The organism is Mycolicibacter sinensis, from assembly GCF_001667945.1.
In the GTDB taxonomy this organism is placed as follows: domain Bacteria; phylum Actinomycetota; class Actinomycetes; order Mycobacteriales; family Mycobacteriaceae; genus Mycobacterium; species Mycobacterium sinense_B.
In genome coordinates this window covers 1-19610 of record NZ_LZJK01000166.1, presented here as the reverse complement: position 1 = coordinate 19610, position 19610 = coordinate 1, and the positions used below count along the sequence as shown (strand labels likewise).

The 19610-nt window shown below is 68.2% G+C and carries 22 protein-coding genes and 1 pseudogene; 10 read left to right on the top strand and 13 right to left on the bottom strand.

The features are described from left to right. The first annotated feature begins 59 nt into the window (after positions 1-59). The 4 genes and pseudogenes from A5694_RS21815 to A5694_RS22935 all read left to right on the top strand — a co-directional run. Positions 60-1331, top strand: a complete 1272-nt coding sequence (locus A5694_RS21815) for a PPE family protein (protein WP_064924382.1) — start codon at positions 60-62, stop codon at positions 1329-1331. Positions 1332-1379: 48 nt separating this feature from the next. Further along, positions 1380-2567 (top strand): sodium-dependent bicarbonate transport family permease, encoded by a 1188-nt coding sequence (locus A5694_RS21810; RefSeq protein ID WP_064924421.1) that lies wholly within the window; start codon positions 1380-1382, stop codon positions 2565-2567. A gap of 7 nt (positions 2568-2574) precedes the next feature. Next, the gene (locus A5694_RS21805; protein ID WP_064924381.1) at positions 2575-2913 is read left to right on the top strand and encodes a DUF732 domain-containing protein; all 339 of its coding nucleotides are present in this window, start codon (positions 2575-2577) and stop codon (positions 2911-2913) included. 5 nt (positions 2914-2918) lie between these two features. Then, positions 2919-3272, top strand: a pseudogene (locus tag A5694_RS22935) (winged helix-turn-helix domain-containing protein); the annotation flags it as partial. Between the two features lie 50 nt (positions 3273-3322). Here the strand turns inward: A5694_RS22935 and A5694_RS21800 are convergent. Next, positions 3323-3718: a heme-binding protein gene (locus tag A5694_RS21800; protein WP_064924380.1), complete on the bottom strand. Its 396-nt coding sequence runs from the start codon at positions 3716-3718 to the stop codon at positions 3323-3325. Between the two features lie 217 nt (positions 3719-3935). Further along, complete coding sequence (locus A5694_RS21795) at positions 3936-4679, bottom strand: MBL fold metallo-hydrolase (RefSeq protein ID WP_207516073.1); 744 nt, start codon at positions 4677-4679, stop codon at positions 3936-3938. A 55-nt stretch (positions 4680-4734) separates the two neighbouring features. On the opposite strand from A5694_RS21795, the gene fgd reads away from it, so the two are divergent. Then, positions 4735-5745, top strand: a complete 1011-nt coding sequence (gene fgd, locus A5694_RS21790) for a glucose-6-phosphate dehydrogenase (coenzyme-F420) (protein WP_064924378.1) — start codon at positions 4735-4737, stop codon at positions 5743-5745. Positions 5746-5918: 173 nt separating this feature from the next. Here fgd and A5694_RS21785 read toward each other — a convergent pair whose 3' ends face one another. From A5694_RS21785 to glnX, 9 genes are all read right to left on the bottom strand, one after another. Next, positions 5919-6233, bottom strand: coding sequence for a hypothetical protein (locus A5694_RS21785; protein ID WP_064924377.1), 315 nt, complete (start codon positions 6231-6233; stop codon positions 5919-5921). Further along, on the bottom strand, positions 6230-6466 hold the full coding sequence (locus A5694_RS21780; RefSeq protein ID WP_131809634.1) for a hypothetical protein: 237 nt from the start codon (positions 6464-6466) through the stop codon (positions 6230-6232). Before A5694_RS21780 ends, A5694_RS21785 begins: the two co-directional genes overlap by 4 nt. A gap of 80 nt (positions 6467-6546) precedes the next feature. Continuing rightward, entirely contained in the window at positions 6547-6852 is a 306-nt protein-coding gene (locus tag A5694_RS21775) for a hypothetical protein (protein ID WP_131809633.1), read from the bottom strand. A 298-nt stretch (positions 6853-7150) separates the two neighbouring features. Beyond that, positions 7151-8632 carry a hypothetical protein gene (locus A5694_RS21770; protein ID WP_064924374.1) on the bottom strand — a complete coding sequence of 494 codons (1482 nt, stop codon included), beginning with the start codon at positions 8630-8632 and terminating at the stop codon, positions 7151-7153. Between the two features lie 6 nt (positions 8633-8638). Beyond that, a complete protein-coding gene (locus tag A5694_RS21765; RefSeq protein WP_064924373.1) occupies positions 8639-9007 on the bottom strand; it encodes a type VII secretion target in 369 nt (122 codons plus the stop codon). Between the two features lie 87 nt (positions 9008-9094). Next, entirely contained in the window at positions 9095-9460 is a 366-nt protein-coding gene (locus A5694_RS21760) for a hypothetical protein (protein ID WP_082952799.1), read from the bottom strand. A 204-nt stretch (positions 9461-9664) separates the two neighbouring features. Then, entirely contained in the window at positions 9665-11947 is a 2283-nt protein-coding gene (locus A5694_RS21755) for a serine/threonine-protein kinase PknG (RefSeq protein ID WP_064924420.1), read from the bottom strand. Next, the gene (locus tag A5694_RS21750; protein WP_064924372.1) at positions 11947-12930 is read right to left on the bottom strand and encodes a glutamate ABC transporter substrate-binding protein; all 984 of its coding nucleotides are present in this window, start codon (positions 12928-12930) and stop codon (positions 11947-11949) included. The genes A5694_RS21755 and A5694_RS21750 overlap by 1 nt, the downstream gene beginning before the upstream one ends. After that, positions 12930-14249 carry a protein kinase G-activating protein GlnX gene (gene glnX, locus A5694_RS21745; protein WP_064924371.1) on the bottom strand — a complete coding sequence of 440 codons (1320 nt, stop codon included), beginning with the start codon at positions 14247-14249 and terminating at the stop codon, positions 12930-12932. Before glnX ends, A5694_RS21750 begins: the two co-directional genes overlap by 1 nt. 158 nt (positions 14250-14407) lie before the next feature. Here glnX and A5694_RS21740 point away from each other — a divergent pair, with 158 nt between their 5' ends. Beyond that, the gene (locus tag A5694_RS21740) at positions 14408-14881 is read left to right on the top strand and encodes an NUDIX hydrolase (protein ID WP_064924370.1); all 474 of its coding nucleotides are present in this window, start codon (positions 14408-14410) and stop codon (positions 14879-14881) included. Here the strand turns inward: A5694_RS21740 and thiE are convergent. After that, on the bottom strand, positions 14878-15555 hold the full coding sequence (thiE, locus tag A5694_RS21735) for a thiamine phosphate synthase (protein WP_064924369.1): 678 nt from the start codon (positions 15553-15555) through the stop codon (positions 14878-14880). The two genes, A5694_RS21740 and thiE, sit on opposite strands and share 4 nt — an antisense overlap. A gap of 57 nt (positions 15556-15612) precedes the next feature. On the opposite strand from thiE, the gene thiO reads away from it, so the two are divergent. From thiO to A5694_RS21715, 4 genes are all read left to right on the top strand, one after another. Then, the gene (thiO, locus tag A5694_RS21730; RefSeq protein ID WP_064924368.1) at positions 15613-16623 is read left to right on the top strand and encodes a glycine oxidase ThiO; all 1011 of its coding nucleotides are present in this window, start codon (positions 15613-15615) and stop codon (positions 16621-16623) included. 76 nt (positions 16624-16699) lie between these two features. Continuing rightward, a complete protein-coding gene (gene thiS, locus A5694_RS21725) occupies positions 16700-16897 on the top strand; it encodes a sulfur carrier protein ThiS (protein WP_013827329.1) in 198 nt (65 codons plus the stop codon). Then, positions 16890-17651, top strand: coding sequence for a thiazole synthase (locus A5694_RS21720; RefSeq protein ID WP_082952798.1), 762 nt, complete (start codon positions 16890-16892; stop codon positions 17649-17651). The genes thiS and A5694_RS21720 overlap by 8 nt, the downstream gene beginning before the upstream one ends. An 85-nt stretch (positions 17652-17736) precedes the next feature. After that, entirely contained in the window at positions 17737-18513 is a 777-nt protein-coding gene (locus A5694_RS21715; RefSeq protein WP_064924367.1) for an SGNH/GDSL hydrolase family protein, read from the top strand. Here A5694_RS21715 and A5694_RS24235 read toward each other — a convergent pair. Continuing rightward, a partial coding sequence (locus A5694_RS24235; RefSeq protein ID WP_064924366.1) for a PGRS repeat-containing protein occupies positions 18510-19610 on the bottom strand: 1101 nt, incomplete at its 5' end. The genes A5694_RS21715 and A5694_RS24235 overlap by 4 nt on opposite strands.

Sequence of the window (19610 nt, the reverse complement as noted above, 5' to 3'; positions counted from 1 at the left end):
GACCCGGCCTGTAGCCCAGCTCGCGCGATGCGGGCGCGCATTAGATGAGGGATAGGCGAATGTACTTTTCTTTATTACCGCCGGAGGTCAACTCGGGAAACATGTACGCCGGCCCGGGATCCGGACCGCTGCGGGCAGCGGCGGCGGCATGGGACCGTCTGGCCAGTGAATTGCAATCGGCGGCAGCAGATTACAACGCCGTGGTGGCGGAGTTAACCGCCCAGTCATGGAGCGGGCCGTCGGCGGAGTCGATGGCGGCCGCGGCGGCGCCTTATGCGGCGTGGATGTCGGCTACCGCGGCGCAGGCCGCGCAAGCGGCCGCGCAGGCGCAGGCCGCCGCAACCGCCTATGAAACCGCGTACGCGGCCGTCGTCCCACCAGAACTGGTGGCGGACAACCGTGCTCGGTTGACGTCGCTACTCGCGACGAACCTCGCCGGGCAGAACACGGCGGCGATCGCCGCGACGGAGGCTCAATACCTGGAGATGTGGGCTCAGGACGCCGCCGCCATGCACAGTTATGCCGTCGCGTCGGCGGCCGCGACGAAGGTCAGCGCTTTCACCGAACCGCCGCAGACCACCACCGCGTCCTCGGCTGGTAACCCCCTGCTGCAGGCCGGTGCCGACCTGGCGACCGGCTACACCTCGTTCTTCAACAACATGCTCAACAGCCTCACCGGCTCATCCGATGCCGGCTCGACGTTTGCGGCGATGTACTCGGCGCTCAAGGTACCGCTCGGCTTCACCACCCAATTCAACGACGTCTCGATGCTCGCCAACTTCCCCATACAGAACTTTCTGAAGTTCGCTCCGCCACTCGGGCGTGCTCTCGTTGACATCCCGAAGACGCGACTGGGCGCCGGGCTGGCGCTGCGGTCGCCACTGGTCTCGGCGGTGTCAGCCGGAATGGGCGAAGCCAATGTGGTGGGATCACTGTCGGTACCGCCCGCGTGGGCCGGCCAGAGCCCGGCGATCAGGTTGGCGCTCAGCGCGATGCCGAATGCCGGCGCAGCCGCTGCGCCCGCGGCCGTCTCGGGCAACCTGCTCAATCAGATGGCTCTCGGTGCCATGACCGGTGGTGCAGTCGGCAGTGCGGCGCCCAGGGGCGCCGCCGCAACGGCAGGCCGGACGCGGGTCACCATGGGCGCCAAGACGCCCGCCCGGCTCGACCGGGTGATTGCCAAGCTGCGGCATCAACCCGAGACGGTGCAGCACTGGAACACCGACCAAGCCGGATTGGACAGCCTGCTCGACGAGCTGTCGCGGAAGCCCGGAATCCATGCCGTGCATCTCAAGGGCAGCAAAACGAAGGCACCCACGAAATCCGGGTGACGTGATCTCGCCCGCCGTCTTGCACCCGAATCGGAGAGAGCAATGCACATGCTTTGGGAGTTCTGGCAGAACTTCACCCACAACCTGTTCAAGCCATTACTGCTGTTCTTCTATCTTGGCTTTGCCCTGCCGATCTTGAAGGTGCCGTTCGAATTTCCGACCGCCATCTATCACGGCCTCACCATGTACCTGCTGTTGGCCATAGGCTGGCATGGCGGCGAAGAGCTGGCCGGCATCGACATGGCCAGTATCGCAGGGATTGTCGGCTTCATGGCGACCGGGTTCGCCGTGAACTTCGTCATCGGTGCACTGGCGTACTTCATCTTGAAGCACACCACGAAGTTGCGAGAAGTAGACCGGGCGACGGTCGCCGGCTATTACGGCTCGGACTCGGCGGGAACGTTTGCCACCTGCGTAGGCGTACTGGCCACCGCCGGCATTGCTTTCGACTCGTTCATGCCGGTTATGTTGGCAATCATGGAGATTCCCGGCTGCCTGGTCGCGCTGCTGCTGGTGGCCCGGCTGCGGCGCCGGGGCATGGACTCTACCGGTCTGCTTCCGGGTGAGACCGGCTACACCGGGTCGGCCAGGGCCGTGGCGCACACCGCGCAACGCAGCGGTGACGACACCGTCTATTCCGTTGCGCTCGAGGACCTCCCGGAGTACCTGGGGGCTGACGCCGCCAAGCCGGCAACGCCCGCCGCGCAGGCGTCGTTCCTTTCCGGCACGATGCTTCGCGAGGTGCTTCTCAACCCGGGACTGTGCCTGCTCATGGGTGGCATTGTGATCGGCTTCATCAGCGGGCTGCAGGGCCAGAAGGTCACCGCTGTCGACGACCCGGTCTTCCTGACGGCCTTCCAGGGGGCTCTGTGCCTGTTCCTGCTGGAGATGGGGATGACCGCCTCGCGGAAGCTGAAGGATCTCAAGGCGGCGGGGCGAGGATTCATCGTGTTCGGGGTGCTCGCGCCGAACTTTTTCGCGACGATCGGTATCGCGGTGGCCCACGTGTACTCTCAGGTCACCGGCGTCCATTTGGCGACCGGGTCCTACGTGCTCTTCGCGGTGCTCTGCGGCGCGGCATCGTATATCGCCGTTCCGGCGATCCAGCGGTTGGCCATTCCCGAAGCCAGCCCGAGTCTGCCCTTGGCCGCCTCGCTGGGCCTCACCTTCTCCTACAACGTGACGATCGGCATACCGCTCTACATCGAAGTGGCTCACGTGCTGGCGCGGGTGTGAGTGGCGGATGCTGGTGTTGACGGTGAACAAGATCTTCGTAGCAGCGGGGCTGGCCTTCGCGATCGCCGCCGCCGGTCCCGCTCACGCAGGTCCCGACGGTGCCAACAGCGACCAGGCTTTCATTGCGTCCCTTCGGCAGTCGGGTATCACGTTCGCCAGCGAAGGGCAGGCGATTGCCGCCGCCCGGGCGGTCTGTGGGCTGATCAACAACGGAGAATCCGGATTGCAGGTCGTCAGTGAACTGCAGAGCGACAACACCGCGCTGACGTTGGATGGCGCGGCTCAGTTCGCGGCGATCGCCGCAAACGCCTATTGCCCTGCGCAACTGCAGAGCGCCAAGTCGTGACCGGCCCGACGGGGGACGCCTGCGTCGTTTGGGCCGCCGGACACCGGATCGAAATCCGGCGCGGCCGTGTACTGGTCGACGGGACGGTTCGTCCGCTGACCTCCGGCGAGATGACGACGCTGCATGCCTTGGCGCGAGTCCCCGGAGCGGTCGTTTCACACAGCACCCTGTCGCGTGCGCTTACCGGCGACGGCGGAACTGCACACGCGGTGGAGACCGCGGTATGGCGACTACGAACAGCGCTGGGCGACAAAAACATCGTGTCGACCGTCGTCAAGCGCGGCTATCGGCTGGCGATCGACCACGACCCCACTCCTACTGCCCGCAGCAGTGGGCGAAGAGATCAGTGCGGGCAGTAGGAGCTGTCATCGGGGGCCCGGATCAGAGTCGATCCGATGGCGGGTCGGCGTTACCCCGCCATGAATTCCGAGTAGGCGGAAGCCAATTCGGGTGGAAGCACCGCCGTCTGGCACTGCCGTTGCTTCTCACCGATCGGTGCCAGAATGCCGCGCAACTCGTAGTACTCCTGCGGGTGAGCGGTGAAATAGCTGCGCACCTCTGCTGCGGCCTGCGGGCGCGGTGAGGTGATGGCCTGGTTCACCACCGCATTTGCGCCGGGATGAGTGCTCAGGTACTGGCGGGCCGACCCGGTGACCGAGTCGACGGTGCTGGTCACGGACGCCTGACTGCAGTCCGGTGCCGCCGATGCCGTCGGAGCGGCGATCAGGGCCGCAGCAGTAGCACCCAGCAGCCCGGCGCCGAGACTGAACCGCTGAATCATGCTGACGCCGAGGGGTTTCGACATGGAGTTTCCTTCCGGGTTGGTGAATGCAATTCCCGTCCGGGGCCCAAGGTACGCGCGACCGCGGTGGGCGCAGTGTGTCCTGGCGCACAGCCGAATGCGCTCTGCCGCAACCGTTTCAGCACCTGCCGGTGTTTACTCGGCAGTACTTCCGCAAATGCGGGCGCCCTCGGTAAGGCCGCTCTTAAACTCCGAGATCAGCGCTTAACGGATCGTGACCTTAAGGTTTGCCCGCACGGTTGATCGCCGCCTCCGCGGCCTCCCGGATCGGGCCGCGCCAGACGTCACCGTGGCCCGGTGCGAGCACCTCGGTCTCCAGTAGCGACAGCGCAGCCAGGCTGCGGATGCAATCGTCCTGGCTGTGGCTGAACAGTGCCGGCAGCAGCTGCGGTCCGGTGCGCGCCAGCACCGGATGGCCGGTGATCAGGGCGTCGCCGCTGGCCAGGACGCCGTCAACCAGATACGAGCAGTGGCCGCGGGTGTGGCCCGGCGTGGGGATTGCCACCGGCTGGCCGGGCAGACCGGCGGCGATATCCCCGTTCAGCGGCTGGGCTGTCGGGATGCCCTCACGGTTCAGGCCGCCGTTGCGCAGGACGTGCACGCTCCAGCGGGCCCAACCCGGCCGCCACAGGTGCGGAGCCACCGCCAGCGGCGAGGCCTGCTCCAGATACTCGCGTTTGGCGTGTCCCACCTCGTCGGCATGGCAGTAGACCGGGGTGCCATAGGTTTTGGCGAGCCAGATCGCCGCACCGAAATGGTCGACGTGAGCGTGGGTGAGCAGGACCGCGCGCACATCGCCGGCGTGGTATCCCAGGGCGCCCAGCGACGCCAGCACGTCGGTGCGATCGCCGGGGTAGCCGGCGTCGATCAGCAGCACCCCGGTGTCATCGGTGACCAGCAACCAGTTGACCGCTTCACCTCGGGCCAGGTGGACCCGATCGGTCACCGGAACGACCTCGACCACCCTGTCACCCATGCCCGTGAGTCTAGGAAGAGCGCGGGAGAGTAGAAAAGGTGGAATGGCGGAACTCAAACTCGGATACAAGGCGTCGGCGGAGCAGTTCGGGCCGCGAGAACTGGTGGAGCTCGGTGTCGCCGCGGAGGCACACGGCATGGACAGCGCCACCGTCAGCGATCACTTCCAGCCCTGGCGCCACGATGGCGGGCACGCCCCGTTTTCGCTGGCCTGGATGACCGCGGTCGGGGAGCGCACGAAGAAGATCCAGTTAGGCACCTCGGTGCTGACACCGACGTTCCGGTATAATCCGGCCGTCGTCGCGCAGGCGTTCGCCACCATGAGCTGCCTGTATCCGCAGCGGGTCTTCCTGGGGGTGGGCACCGGCGAAGCGCTCAACGAGATCGCCACCGGTTTCACCGGCCAGTGGCCCGAGTTCAAGGAGCGGTTCGCCCGGCTGCGCGAGTCGGTGCGGCTGATGCGCGAGTTGTGGCGCGGCGATCGGGTGGATTTCGACGGCGACTACTACCAGCTCAAGGGTGCCTCGATCTACGACGTGCCCGACGGCGGCGTGCCGGTCTACATCGCGGCCGGCGGACCGGCGGTGGCCAAGTACGCCGGGCGGGCCGGCGACGGCTTCATCTGCACCTCCGGCAAGGGTGAAGAGCTCTACACCGAGAAGCTGATGCCGGCCGTATTGGAAGGCGCCAAGGCCGCCGAGCGGGACGCCGACGGCATCGACAAGATGATCGAGATCAAGATCTCCTACGACCCGGACCCCGAGCTGGCGCTGAACAACACCCGGTTCTGGGCGCCGCTGTCGCTGAGCGCCGAGCAGAAGCACTCCATCGATGACCCGATCGAGATGGAGAAGGCGGCCGACGCGCTGCCGATCGAGCAGATCGCCAAGCGCTGGATCGTCGCCTCAGATCCCGACGAGGCGGTGGAAAAGGTCGGCCAGTACGTGACGTGGGGGCTGAACCACCTGGTGTTCCACGCCCCCGGCCACGACCAGCGGCGCTTCCTTGAGCTGTTCAAGACCGACCTGGAGCCGCGGCTGCGCCGGCTGGGCTGATCGCCGAGCGCTCTCGATCGCCGAGTGTGCGGATTCGTACGCGACACGCCGAGACCGGCGTACCAAACCGCACACTCGACGGGCGCCCAGACGTATTCGCCCACCGAGTACCGGTACTCGTCGGTGAGCGCCGAGACCAATAGTGCAGTGCCAGACGCTGGTCGGACGACAGCTCATCGTCCCCAAGGCGGCTGTTCGCCACATGCGCCGGTCTCGCGGCGCATGCTGGCGATGAGTGCGCCGAGGGCGACGATCACGGGCACGCTGAACCAAACGAGGAGCAGCAGTGCGGGTCCCCACATCACGATCGCAACGAAGTACAGCCGGATGTAATCGCCTGTCTGGGTGGGGATTGGATCGTCGCTGGATACGAGGAGGGCACCGACAAACAACGCACTGCCCGCTATGAACCAAGCTGCGAGCGCAGCCGCTGCGGTGGACCACAGGAGGCGCCGAAACGACGGCTTGACGAGCTGAAGACGGGTCATCGTCGCGTAGGGCCGCGTTCGGCGCTCTCGCCCGTCTTACTGCGGCGGACGCTTGCGATCAGCAAGCCGATGGTGATGATGAGGGGGAGGGTGAGATACCAAAACGTGAGCAGGAGTATTGGGCTCCAGAACGTCAGGAACATCACCGCAAGCTGGACGTATTCGCCGGGCGTAGTTGGGTCTGAGTCATTACGGCCGGTGACGATGGCGCCGACAACGTAGGCGCTGCTCACGACTACAACGCAAGCGACCGCAACTGCGACCATCGACCAGATCGCCCGCCGCAGCGATGGTTTCGCGAAGTGAAGGCGCGTCATTGCCCGGTAGAAGTCTGTTCGGCGCTCGCGCCGGTCTCGCCGCGGCGGACGCTTGCGATGAGCATCCCGAGCGCGACCCCGACGGGAATCGTGATAAACCATGGGATCAGCAAGTACGCCTGACCCCATAGCAAGAGGGACCAGAGGTAGACCCGGATGTATTCGCCCCCCGAGTACTGGTACTCGTCGGTGAGCGCCGAGCACAATAGTGCGGTGCCTGATGCCGCACTGGCTACGGCGTAGACAGCAGCGACCGAAAGAACCACCCGCCCCAGCGATGGTCTAGCGATGCGATAGGCCATCCTCACGAAGGCGTCTTTTCGTTGCTCTCGCGGCGACGAAAGAAGGAGAAGAACCCTCCGAGAACTACTACCAGGGGGACGCTGATAAACCAGAACATTAGCGCGTATATCGGCGCAGCAAAAAATGCGTCCCAGGCCAGAAATGCGTCATGATCATTTGATGAAGATAGCGGGCTATCGTCCGTAATCGCGGCTAGCGCAAAAATTACGACGATCCACATCACGTAAACGACGAACGTTGCCAAAACGAGGCACCAAAAGGATCGCCACGGAGACGGCTTAACGAACTGAAGTCGGGTCATCGTCCTATTCCTACGGTGGGGATACCGCCCTTAAATGGGTCGGTCAATTGTGTCGTGTGGCTTATGAAGGGGTCGTGGGCGAACGGTAATGCGTTTTCGAGCTCCCACTTCCAGTCTGGCATGTCGGGGCGTACGGCCGGGATCGTAGCGTCGCCAATCCAATGATGACGAGAAAGGCTAGTGCCTGGACCGTACTTACTTCCCGAGTTGGCCGGCGTCCACTGCAGCTCTGCGGGAGCAGCACCGTTGTGATATTGGTAGGTCTCCATGCTTGGATATATCGTCGTGTTGCCGCCGAGTCCAACTGTGCCGTCCGGATGTGGTTCAAAGGTGATTCGTCCGTTAACCGATATCCCCATAGCTGTGCCGACCAGATTCTCGTATGCATCGTGCGCGTCGTAATCGATAGTTAGACGCCCGTCGGCCGCTTGAGCGACGTGGACGCTTGGTACCGCCGCTGCTGCGCCACCGCGTTGTCCGTCAGCGTTGACAGTCGGATTTTGGCGAACCACGACTGTGCCGTGATCGTAGTCAACGAATACCGATACGCGCGAGTCTTCAGGGTCCGCCGTGGCACTCGGACCCCTGTTGTCGCCCAAATTCATAGGGAAATACCTGCCCTGTGCTACATCGGTGGGGTCTTTCGCGACGTTTTGCACCTGGTCAGTCGGGATGAACATATTCGACCGAACAACCCCCTTGCCCGGTTGCGGTGTGATCCTGCCCGCCACAATCTCAGGCGGGACCCCGTGGTACTTCGGGTCGTAGCTGTGCGGGTCCAGGGCTGCCGCCATGCGCCAATCGTTGTCGCTGACCGGGTCGCGTCCGTAGACCTTGTTGAACGCTTCCCGTTGGTTGGCAGCACGGTCGGAGCCGGACTTCCAGCGGTCATCCAGCGGCACCGCGTGGGGCCGCCCATCAGCAGCGCCCGCGCCGCCGTCGGCCCCCTCGGCGGGGAAGCTGAAGCCGTGTAGTCCCGCGGTGGCGGTGGCGATGTTGCGGCCGATCTCCGCTTCGTGGACGACCAGGTTGACGGCTCGAGATTTGATGAAGCTGGCGGGAGCCTGGGCGGCCTGCTCGCGGGCCTCCTGCTCCGCGGCGGACGTGTAATACGTCCAGGTGTCGGCGACGGAGTAGTCGTCGCCCACCCGGAAGTCATCGCGCTCAGCGGCGTCCACGGCTGATAGCACCAGTCCCTTGTTTGCCACTTGTGCGTCGTAGCCGCGCTCGGCGATATCGGCGGCGTTGACCAGGATGTCGGCGGGGCTGTGCACCGTCACCACATCGACGCCGGTGCGGTGCCGGAACGCTTCGGCGCCGGCGCCGGTCCACGGGGTGCCGCCGGGACGCGCTGCGGCATCGCGGATCTGGGTGAACGCGGCTTCCCAGGAGTGGGCGAGGCTTCTCCAGGCGGCGGCGCTGGTTTTGAGGTAGTCCCAGTTTGCGTTTTCGATCTCTCTCAGCGTCGGAAGGGCCATCGTCGGCTACCTCGGTGTCCCGATCCCGCTGGCTGCGCCACCGTCGGCGCCGGAGCCGCGCGGGACAAGTGGGGTGAAGCCGGCTCCGCCCGGAGGGACTCCGGCCAGGGCGGTTGCGCTGTCGTGATCCATCGCCTCGTAATCGTGGGCGGCCGTGTAGAGCGCGCTCGCGCTCGACATCATCCGCGCCCGCATCGCGGCGGCGGCCTTACCCCCACCGGCGTTGGCGGTACTGACCGCCGCCGCGCTGGCCTGCCAGCCCGGTGCGGACACCGCCGGCAGGATGGGCGCGACCTGAGCCGCCAGGTCCTCGCAGCGCTGCGCCAACTCGCGCAAGCCGGCCGGGGTGACCTGCAGGGGCGCGGGGGAGGTCATGGAAAGAGCGTAAGTGGGATTTTCGACTGTGTGAATTCACGGCCGACCTGACGTGCGCCCCGCCGACCACCGGATCACCGACGCCCCTCAGGACACCGCCAAGCCCAACCCACGGATACGGTCGGCGTAGCCGGCCTCGATGCGGTCGACCGCGCCGTGCATGCGCTGCAGGCGCTGCTGGTAGATGCCGGCCTGTTCGGCGCGGGTAATCTGCTCGGCGGCCAGCACAACCCGTGCGTCCGCATCCATCGCATCGAGCATCGACCAGTCCCGGCCGTCGGCGACGGTGGTGCCGGTCTCAGTGTCCACGACGTAGCCCTCGGACTCGACCCGCCTCATGAACGCGATCACCGGCTGACGCCGCTCGTAGATGCTCTCTTCGCCCTCGGTGAGCAGATCGGCCAGCTTCTTCATCACGTCGGCACACAGCCTCAGCAGCGCCAGGTCCTTCATCCATATCGTTCTCGCTGAAGCTCAACGTCATCGCCGTCCCTGCTGGGAACCGGTCGGTGAACACTGTCACCCGGTCGATCAGCCGGTCCAGGATCGCACAGGCCGCCACCCCGGTGCGCCGATGCCCCAGATCACGGCCGAACGTACGGCGCTGCTTCTGCAGCGCCTGTCGCATCGCGTGAAGGCTTTCCATCGCAGCAACTTTCAGAAGGTGCTCATCGGCCGCACCGCATTGGCCATGTCGACCAGCGCGTAGCGGTGCGCCTGAGTCGGCGCGAGCCGGGCCAGCGCCCGCAACGCCATCTCCACGCCCAGTCGCAGCCCGTGGTCGGTGAACGGGAACCCGAGGATGTGGTTGGTGCTGGCCTCGTGCTCGGCCAGCCAGTCCATCGCCGCGCCCAACACCAGCGCCCGGATCTGCAGCACCCGCGGTTCAGTGTCCGGCAGCGCCTCCACCCGGCGGGCGGCGTCGCGGATCTGGGCCTCGGTGATCTCGTGCGTCGACCGTCCGGACAGCAGCGTCACCGCGCTGGTCAGCCGAGCGGTGGTGAAATGCCTTGAGGTGGCAGGAACTTCATCAAGAGTTCGCACCGCTGCGGTGCGGTCTCCCTCCACCGAAAGAGCCCGCGCCAAGCCGAAAGCCGCCGAGATCACGCTGTCATCGGTGCGCCACACCGTCTCGTAGAACGCGCGTTCGTCTTCGGTGCCGGCCAGCTCGGCGGTGGCGGCCAGCGCCATCTTCGGCGCCAGCTCACCCGGGAACATGTCGAGCACCTCGGTGAAATCCTTACGCGCCGCTTCGTAGTCGCCGGTGAGCAGCTCGGCCACGCCCCGGAACCAGACCAGTCGCCAGCGCCACCCCACCTGCTCGGCCAGCTCGTCGAGCTTGCTCATCGCCTTGCTGACGTTGCCGAGATCCAGCAGGGCGCGCACCTCCATCAACGGCAATCCGATGGACTCCGATAAGTCGATGCCCTCGGACTCCAGTGAGCTGTTGCGCACGGCGCGCAGTGAATCCAACGTCTGCACCGGTTCGCTCAGCTCCATCGACGTCAATAGCGGAGCAGCGACATCGCCCGGGTCGATCAGCGGCACCTGCAAGGCGGTGACGATCTCACGCGCCGTCAGGTTCTGGGAGTGCACATGCCCGTCCAGGTAGACGTCGGTGTGGGCGACCAGCAGGTGCTCGCCGAACGTGGACCGCGACCGGGTGAACACCGTCGACAGCCCGGGCCGTGGGGTCCCGGTGTCCTGGGCGACCACTTCGCGCAGCACGGCCATCAGCTGCGCGGACATCTCCTCGGCGGAGGTGAACCGGCGACGCGGGTCCGGGTCGATGGCCCGGCGCAGCAGCCGGCGGTAGGAGTCGTACTTCTTGAGCACCGGGTCGTCATCGGGCAGGCCGTCGACGTAGCGGCCCTCGCGGGTGCGCAGCTTCAGCGTCAACGCCGCCAGGGTGCGGCCCACCGTGTAGATGTCGGTGGCCACGGTCGGTCCGGTCCGCACGATGTCCGGTGCCTGGTAGCCGGGGGTGCCGTAGAGGTAGCCGAACGAGTTGATGCGCGACACCGCGCCGAGGTCGATCAGCTTCAGCTGCTCCTCGGTCAGCACGATGTTCTCCGGCTTCAAGTCGTTGTAGACCAAGCCGAGGGAGTGCAGGTATCCCAGCGCCGGCAGGATCTCGAGCATGTAGGCGATGGCCTGGGCCACCGGCAGCCGTGTGCCGCGGCGCTGCTTGAGCGACTGCCCGCCGACATACTCCATCACGATGTAGCCGACCGGATCCCCGTGCGAATCCGGATGCTGGACGAAGTTGAAGATCTTCACGATCGACGGATGCGTCACCTCGGCGAGGAACTGGCGCTCGGCCATCGCGATCGCCTGCGCCTCGGCGTCACCGGAATGCACCAGGCCTTTGAGCACCACCGGGCGCTCGTTGACGTTGTGGTCGACCGCCAGGTAGACCCAGCCCAGGCCACCATGTGCCACACAGCCTTTGATCTCGTACTGGCCGGCCACCATGTCGCCGGGTTTGAGTTGCGGCAGGAAGGAATACGGGCTGCCGCAGTGCGGGCACCAGCCTTCTGAGGCGCCCTTGGCATCCCCGGTGGAACGGCCCACCGGCCGGCCGCAGTTCCAGCAGAAGCGCTTGTTCTCGGCGACGACCGGATCGGCCATCAGCGCCTCGAGGGGGTTGATCTCGGGAACCCGGGGGATCTCCACCAGCCCGCCGCCCAGACGCCGCCGCGGCGCGACGGTGCGCACCACCGAGACGTCGTGGGTTTCGTCGTGGCCTAATGCCGCGGAACTCGAACCTTCGCGGGGGCGGAAGATCGCCTGGGTCGACATCGGACGTCGCACCGACGACGATTCGGCCAGCACGTCTGCCCGCTGGGTGGCCGGGCCATTATCGTCGAAGTCGTCGAACTCGGCGGGCGACTCCCGCTGCTCGTCCGCGCCGCTGAGGTCTGAATCGTCGCTGGCCATCAGTCCGAATACCTCGGTGTAGGCGGCGCCGGTGCCGGACCGAGCACCGTCAACCACTTGCGGTACAAGGTGTTCCAGGTGCCGTCGCGGCGGATGCGCTCCAAGGTGGCGTTGACGAACCGGACCAGCCCGGTGTTGTCCAGGTTGATCCCGATGCCGTAGGGCTCCTCGTCCATGCTCGGCCCGACGATGTGCAGATACGGGTCTTGGGCCATCAGCCCGGCCAGGATCGAGTCGTCGGTGCTCACGGCGTCGACCTGGCGCTGTTGCATCGCCACCAGGCAGTCGGCCCAGTTCACCACCGAGACGATGATCGGCGCTGGGGAGATGTCGCGGATGCGGCGCAGCGAGGTGGTGCCCTGCGCGACGCAGACCCGCTTGCCCGACAGATCGCCGGCCCGGCGGATCGAGGAGTCACGCGGCACCAGCAGGCGCTGATTGGCGACGAGGTACACCGTCGAGAAGTTCACCAGCTTTCGTCGACCGCAGGTGATGCTCATGGTCTTGACCACGATATCGACTTCGGACTTCTGCAGCGCCGCAATGCGTTCGGCCGACGCCAGAATCCGGTACTCGACCTGCGACGGGGTCCCGAAGATGTCCCGGGCCACCTCACCGGCGATGTCGACGTCGAAACCGGTGATCTCGCCGGTGATCGGATCGCGGAAGCTGAACAGGTTGCTGCCGATATCCAGCCCGACGATCAGCCGGCCACGCTGGCGGATCTGGGCTACCGCCGCGTCGGCCTCGGCCTTGCTGCGGAACGGGCGCAGGCTGGCAGTGGCATCACAGTTCTCGGCGCCCGCGTCCGGCGGTCGCGGCGCCTCGGGTGTCAGCTCCTGCATCCCGGCCGGTGTGGGCGGCGGCAGCGTCGGCACCGCGGTGGGCGTCACGAACTCGGAGTGGCTGCACCCGGTCAATCCGGACAGCACCAGCACCGCGCTGAGTGCGCCCACGAGCAGACGGGGCCGGTGGCGGGTCATCATTTGTACTCGTTCAGTCGGGGCCACAAACCGAGCGCGACCGCGATCGCGGCGCCCATGCTGAGCACCGCACCACCGACGGGCGCCACCGACAGCACCCGCCGGGCGTTGAGGACGTCGCTGCGCAATTGATTGCGGCTGTGCTGCAGCGCCTTGTCCAAGGCGGCGTCGAGCTGGTCGAACGCGGGTGTGGAGTCATCCCCGCTGCCGCCGAGGGCCACCTGGGTGGCGGCCCGGTAATTGCCGACGGCGATGTAGGAGTTCATCCGGTCGTTGGCCTGCCGCCACCGGGCCAGCAGCTGCCCGGCGTTGGCCAGATCGGCCTTGTCGACGGCGTCGCCGCGCTCCAGGTAGCCCTGCAGCTGCTCCTGCATGGTGTCGATGCGCTGGTAGAAGGTCTGCTTGCGGGTCTCCTCGTCGCCGCGCCGAATCAGCGACAGGGTCTCGTCGGCGCGCGCCTGCTGGGCGGTGATCGCCAGGTTGGTGATCGCCTTCAGCGATTCGGCGGCGGTGTCCTTGGCGGTGCGGCTGCCCGCGGTGGAGATCACCATGACGGTGCCGACCCAGATCACCATCAGCAGAATCGCCAAACCACCGGTGACCAGCCCGGGGTTGATCCGGCGCCGGGTGTGCCGGGCCAGCCAGCGGTGCGCGAATGCACCGAACAGGACGGTGGTCGCCACCACCAGGATCACCGGGGCCGGCACCCGGGTCGAGGCCGTGGTCTGAACATCCACCGTCGCCGAAGTGGCCTGGTAGAGCCGCTGGGCGTCCGGCAGGATCGTGTGCTGCATCAGCTCGGAGGCTTCCGACAGGTACGACGACCCCACCGGGTCACCCGATCGGTTGTTGGTCCGGGCGGTCTCGATCAGGCCGGTGTAGACGGCCAATTCGGCGTTGATCCGTCCCAGCAGCGCCAGCAGCGGCTCGTCATTCAGTCCGCCGGAGGCCCGGGTCACCGCCACTGCGGCGGCGGTGATGGCCTGCTCGTAGCGTTCCCGCACCGCTCGTGGCTCGCCTTGGGCGATGAAGGCGGTGGCCGCCGCGGCGTCGGCGACCGACAAGGTGGTGTAGAGCTGGCCGGCGGCATACGCCAGCGGCTCGGTGTGGTCGAGCACGGTGGTCAGGGTGTTCTGCCGGTTGTTGATCGTGGTGGCGGTGGCGAACGCGCTGATGCCGCCGAGAGCGGCCAGGATGACGCCGATGGCCAGAATGCGACCGGGGGTGGTGGTGAAGAACCACCAGCGAGGTCGGGCCGATTCGGTCGGCGACCGTAACCCCGCCGGCTCGGTTGACGGATGCGCCAACTCAACGGTCACGTCTGTTCAGACTCCATCCCTACTCGCGTCACCAACGATCATAAAGGGATTCTAAGAGTGCAGGTGTCGTCCGCGTCGACCTGCGCGGCGGTTGTTGCCGAAATAGTCGCGTGATCTCACCACAACCGAGACCTTGCGCGCCGGATACGCTTCCAGGCGTGCGTGGTGACGGCGATGGGTGGGCGTTTTCCGACACCGGCGCCCGCTTCTGGGGCCGGCACGGCGCGGCGGGCCTGCTGCTGCGGGCGCCCCGGCCCGACGGCACCCGCACCGTGCTGCTGCAGCACCGCGCCTGGTGGAGCCATCAGGGCGGCACTTGGGCGCTGCCCGGCGGTGCCCGCGACAGTCACGAGACCGCCGAGGAGGCCGCGATCCGCGAGGCGCAGGAGGAGGCCGGCCTGCCCGCCGACCGCATTGTCGTGCGCGCGGCGGTAGTCACCGCGTCGGCCAGCGGGACCAGCTGGACCTACACCACCGTGGTCGCCGACGCCGACGAGCTGCTCCCGGTGGTGCCCAACCGGGAGAGCACCGAACTGCGCTGGGTGCCCGAGCTCGACGTGTCCGCCCTGCCGCTGCACCCGGGCTTCGCCGCCAGCTGGGACGCGCTGCGCGGGTTGCAGCTGCCGGGCTAACTACCGGTCAGCGCCGTGCGCAGGGCCGCCGCCGCCGCACGCGGATCTTCGGCGGCCGTGATCGCCCGCACCACCACCACCCGCTCGGCGCCGGCGGCCAGCACCTGTGGCAGCCGCTCGGCGTCGATTCCGCCGATGGCGAACCACGGTTTGCCGGCGCGCTGCTCCGCGGCGAACCGCAGTAGCGCCAGGCCCGGGGCTTCGCGGCCCGGCTTGGTCGGGGTGGGCCAGCACGGGCCCGCGCAGAAGTAGTCGACCGGCTCGGTCAGCGCCGTCTCGACCTGATCGCGGTCGTGGGTGGACCGCCCGATCAGTACGTCGGGCCCGACGATGTCGCGGGCGACCGGCAGCGGCAGATCGTCCTGGCCCAGGTGCAGCACGTCGGCGCCGGCCGCACGGGCGATGTCGGCGCGGTCGTTGACCGCCAACAGCGCCTGATGCCGGCGAGCGGCGTCGGCCAGGACCTCCAGCGCCGCCAATTCGTCGCGGGCCTCCAGCGGACCGAACCGCTGCTCGCCGGGCGAGCCCTTATCGCGCAGCTGGATGATGTCCACCCCGCCGGCCAGTGCGGCCTCGGCGAACGCGGCCAGGTCGCCGCGTTCTCGGCGGGCGTCGGTACACAGGTACAGCCGGGCACGCGCGAGGCGGGACAGACGGTCGGAGCGTTTATGCACACCGCGACGCTAGCGGCTAGCTTGGTGAGTTGACACCGAGGTCGAAGGGAGCAGCACATGCCTGGACCCTCGCTCGGTTCGCTGGCCGTGATCGGCGGCGGTGTGATCGGTCTGTCGGTGGCCATGCGGGCCGCCCGGGCCGGATGGACGGTGCGGGTCCACCGCACCGGCGACCACGGTGCCTCCTGGGTGGCCGGCGGAATGTTGGCCCCGCACAGCGAGGGCTGGCCGGGTGAGGACCGGCAGCTACGGCTGGGCCTGCGCTCCCTGGAGTTGTGGCACGAGTTCCTTGGCCAGCTGCCGGCCGCCGTCGTCACCGCGCGCGAATCGCTGGTGGTGGCCGCCGACCGGGCTGACGTCGCCGACCTGCGCACGGTCGCCGACTGGCTGTCCGGCCAGGGCCACCCGGTGATCTGGGAATCAGCGGCCCGCGAGGTCGAACCGCTGTTGGCCGCCGGCATCCGGCACGGCTTCCGCGCCCCAACTGAGCTGGCGGTGGACAACCGCGCGGTGCTGTGCGCCCTGGTAACCGCCTGCGAGGAACTCGGGGTGGCGTGGGCGGGACCCGTGCACGAACTGGCCGCGGTGGCCGCCGATGCGGTGGTGCTCGCCAACGGCATGGACGCTCCGGCGCTCTGGCCCGGCCTTCCTATCCGGCCGGTCAAGGGGGAGGTGCTGCGGTTGCGCTGGCGCAAGGGCTGCCTGCCGGTACCGCAGCGGGTGATCCGGGCCCGCGTGCACGGCCGGGCGGTCTACCTGGTGCCGCGCCCCGACGGAGTGGTGGTGGGGGCCACCCAGTACGAGCACGGCCGCGACACCACCCCGGTGGTCTCCGGCGTCCGCGACCTGCTCGATGACGCCTGCACCGTGGTACCGGCGCTGGGGGAGTACGAGCTGGCCGAGTGCAGTGCGGGGCTGCGACCGATGACCCCGGACAATCTCCCGTTGGTGCACCGGCTCGACGAACGGACATACGTCGCCGCCGGCCACGGCCGCAACGGTTTCCTGCTGGCCCCATGGACCGCCGAACAGGTTGTGTCCGAACTACTTCCGGTTGGAGTGCAGTAATGATCAGCCGCGGCGTGACGATGCAGTGGGGGCACTCCCCGTTTGCTGGGGACGGAGCGATGAGGAGGAGCGGCGCATGATCATCAACGTCAACGAGAAGCAGGTCGAGGTGGCCGAAGCGACAACGGTTGCGGCGCTGCTGGCATCGATGGGTTACCCGGACCGCGGTATCGCGGTGGCGGTCGACCAGGCGGTACTACCGAGATCACGTTGGGCCACTACGCTTTCCGATGGTGCCCGGCTCGAGGTGGTGACGGCGGTGCAAGGTGGTTGACGACGCGAAGCTGACCATCGCCGGGCGGGAGTTCAGCTCCCGGCTCATCATGGGGACCGGTGGGGCGCATAGCCTGGCGGTGCTCGAAGAGGCGCTGGTGGCCTCCGGCACCGAGCTGACCACGGTCGCGATGCGCCGGGTCGACGCCGAGGGCGGGACCGGCATGCTCGATCTGCTGAGCCGGCTGGGCATCGCCCCGCTGCCCAACACCGCCGGTTGCCGCAGCGCCGCCGAGGCGGTGCTGACCGCGCAGTTGGCGCGGGAGGCGTTGGGTACCGAGTGGGTCAAGCTGGAGGTGATCGGCGACGAGCGCACCCTGCTGCCCGACGCCGTCGAATTAGTCCGCGCGGCAGAGCAATTGGTCGACGACGGGTTCGTGGTGCTGCCGTACACCAATGACGACCCGGTGTTGGCTCGCCGGCTCGAGGACGTCGGGTGCGCGGCCGTGATGCCGCTGGGTTCACCGATCGGCACCGGCCTGGGTATCGCCAACCCGCACAGCATCGAGATGATCGTGGAGGCAGCCGGGGTGCCGGTGGTGCTCGACGCCGGTATCGGCACCGCCAGCGATGCCGCGCTGGCGATGGAGCTGGGCTGCGACGCGGTACTGCTGGCCACCGCAGTCACCCGCGCGGCCGACCCGCCCGCAATGGCGGCGGCGATGGCCGGGGCCGTCACCGCCGGCTACCTGGCGCGCCGAGCCGGGCGCATCCCGAAGCGCTTCTGGGCGCAGGCATCGTCGCCGGCCCTGTGATGGCGGCGTCTTCTGCCGTGAGCGTGCGTGTCGGCCCGCGACACGCCGCGAGGAACCGTACCACTGTGCACGTTCACGGCCGATCATGAATCGCTATGTGGCCCTGGGGAGTTCGATGGCGGCCGGTCCCGGAATTCGGCCCGCTGTCGCCGGTGCGCCATGGGTGGCGGGACGCTCCACCCGCAACTATCCCCACCTGGTCGCGCGCGCCCTCGGCCTCGAGCTCGTCGACGTCACGTTCTCCGGTGCGACGACATCCCACCTGCTGACCGAACCCCAGCACGGTGCACCGCCGCAGGTCGAGTCGCTCGACGGCTCGGAAACCCTGGTGACCATCACCATCGGTGGCAACGACGTCGGCTACGTGCCGCTGCTGATGGCTGCGACGTTGATGCCCTGGGCTGCCCGCCTCGTGCCGCCGATCGGTGCCCTCTTCGACGGCCACAAGCGTCAGCAGGCGGTGGACCGGGTCGAAGCCGCGCTGCGGGCGGTCGGTACCGCGGTGCGAGAGCGGGCGCCGCGGGCCCGGGTGCTGTTCGTGGACTATCTGACCCTGTTGCCGCCGGCCGGATCGCGGGCGGGGCGACTACCCGGACACGTCGTCGAGCTGGCCCGCCACATCGCCGACGAACTGGAGCGGCACACCGCCACCGCCGCGGCCGCCACCGGCTGTGAGATCGTGCGCGCCGGGCAGGCCAGCCGCGAACACCACCCGTGGTCGGCGCAGCCATGGACGGTGGGCGCGGGCCTGCCGCTGCCGTGGCGGCCCTGGCCGTTTCACCCCAATGCCGCCGGAATGGCCGCGGTAGCCGAGCTGGTGACGGCGCAATTGGCCGGGCCGGGGATCCAGCCCGCCGACTAAGCGGTGTCGCCGGGTGCGCCGGGCTTCCCGGGGCTGCCTGTACTGCCGTGAACGGTGCCTGGTCCGGCCTTGCCGGCCGGGCCGCCGAGCCCGCCGGTCGCCCCGTCGCTGCCGGCGCCGCCGTTGCCGCCGTTGCCGCCGTTGCCGCCGTCACCGCCGAAGCCCACGCCGTTGCCGCCGTTGCCGCCGTGGCCGCCGGTCCCCCCAACGCCGCCGACGCCGCTGGCCGCGCCGCCAACACCGCCGGCGCCGCCGTCGCCACCGTTGCCGCCCAGGATGCCCAGGACGATGGGCGTTCCGCCGCCGCCGTTGCCTCCGTCACCACCGGCTCCACCGGTGCTTCCGGCCCCGGTCGCCGCGCCGCCGTCACCCCCGGCGCCGCCGTGGCCGCCGCCGGCGGGGTCGCCGCTGCCGCCGACCCGGCCGCCGTTACCGCCGTTGCCGCCCGCGCCGCCGGTGCTCCCGGGCCCGGTGGCCGTACCGCCGGTGCCGCCGTGTCCGCCTGCCCCGCCGGCGCCGAACTGCTGACCGCCGTCCCCGCCGATCCCGCCGTGACCACCGGCGCCGGCGGTGCCCGATTCGGTTGCGGCGCCGTGGCCGCCGTCGCCGCCGTGACCGCCGTTGCCGAACATCGTCCCGCCGGCACCCCCGTTGCCGCCGTTGCCGCCGGCGCCACCGTCGATACCGGCCGCGCCGTTGCCGCCGTCGCCGCCATTGCCGAACAGGCCGGCGTGCCCGCCGTTGCCGCCGGCCATGCCGGCAACGGTGGAGGTCCAGCCATCGCCGCCATCGCCGAACCACACGCCGCCGTTGCCGCCGTCGGGGTCGGTCTCGGTCCCGTCGGCGCCGTTGCAGATCACCCCGCACGCGTCCGGGTAGAGCGGTGCGAAGAGCTGGTTGATCGGCGCGGTGAGCTGCTCACCGAGCGGCGAGTCGAGCCAGTCCTGCAACGCCGCGTGTAACGGTGTGTAGAAGTCGAACACGGCACCGCCGGCGGCCGACCCGGCCAGCGCATCGCCGGACAGGTCCCAGCCGGGTGCGGTGAACAGGCTGTTGAAGTCATCGGCCAGGTTGCCCCAGGAGCTCGGGTCGAACAG

What these genes read in the sequence shown, in the direction of transcription:
- A5694_RS21815 (WP_064924382.1), top strand. Translation starts at nt 60, where the DNA reads ATGTACTTTTCTTTATTACCGCCGGAGGTCAACTCGGGAAACATGTAC.
- A5694_RS21810 (WP_064924421.1), top strand. Translation starts at nt 1,380, where the DNA reads ATGCTTTGGGAGTTCTGGCAGAACTTCACCCACAACCTGTTCAAGCCA.
- A5694_RS21805 (WP_064924381.1), top strand. Translation starts at nt 2,575, where the DNA reads ATGCTGGTGTTGACGGTGAACAAGATCTTCGTAGCAGCGGGGCTGGCC.
- A5694_RS21800 (WP_064924380.1), bottom strand. Translation starts at nt 3,718, where the DNA reads ATGTCGAAACCCCTCGGCGTCAGCATGATTCAGCGGTTCAGTCTCGGC.
- fgd (WP_064924378.1), top strand. Translation starts at nt 4,735, where the DNA reads ATGGCGGAACTCAAACTCGGATACAAGGCGTCGGCGGAGCAGTTCGGG.
- A5694_RS21785 (WP_064924377.1), bottom strand. Translation starts at nt 6,233, where the DNA reads ATGACCCGTCTTCAGCTCGTCAAGCCGTCGTTTCGGCGCCTCCTGTGG.
- A5694_RS21775 (WP_131809633.1), bottom strand. Translation starts at nt 6,852, where the DNA reads ATGGCCTATCGCATCGCTAGACCATCGCTGGGGCGGGTGGTTCTTTCG.
- A5694_RS21770 (WP_064924374.1), bottom strand. Translation starts at nt 8,632, where the DNA reads ATGGCCCTTCCGACGCTGAGAGAGATCGAAAACGCAAACTGGGACTAC.
- A5694_RS21765 (WP_064924373.1), bottom strand. Translation starts at nt 9,007, where the DNA reads ATGACCTCCCCCGCGCCCCTGCAGGTCACCCCGGCCGGCTTGCGCGAG.
- A5694_RS21760 (WP_082952799.1), bottom strand. Translation starts at nt 9,460, where the DNA reads ATGAAGGACCTGGCGCTGCTGAGGCTGTGTGCCGACGTGATGAAGAAG.
- A5694_RS21755 (WP_064924420.1), bottom strand. Translation starts at nt 11,947, where the DNA reads ATGGCCAGCGACGATTCAGACCTCAGCGGCGCGGACGAGCAGCGGGAG.
- A5694_RS21750 (WP_064924372.1), bottom strand. Translation starts at nt 12,930, where the DNA reads ATGACCCGCCACCGGCCCCGTCTGCTCGTGGGCGCACTCAGCGCGGTG.
- thiO (WP_064924368.1), top strand. Translation starts at nt 15,613, where the DNA reads ATGCCTGGACCCTCGCTCGGTTCGCTGGCCGTGATCGGCGGCGGTGTG.
- thiS (WP_013827329.1), top strand. Translation starts at nt 16,700, where the DNA reads ATGATCATCAACGTCAACGAGAAGCAGGTCGAGGTGGCCGAAGCGACA.
- A5694_RS21715 (WP_064924367.1), top strand. Translation starts at nt 17,737, where the DNA reads ATGAATCGCTATGTGGCCCTGGGGAGTTCGATGGCGGCCGGTCCCGGA.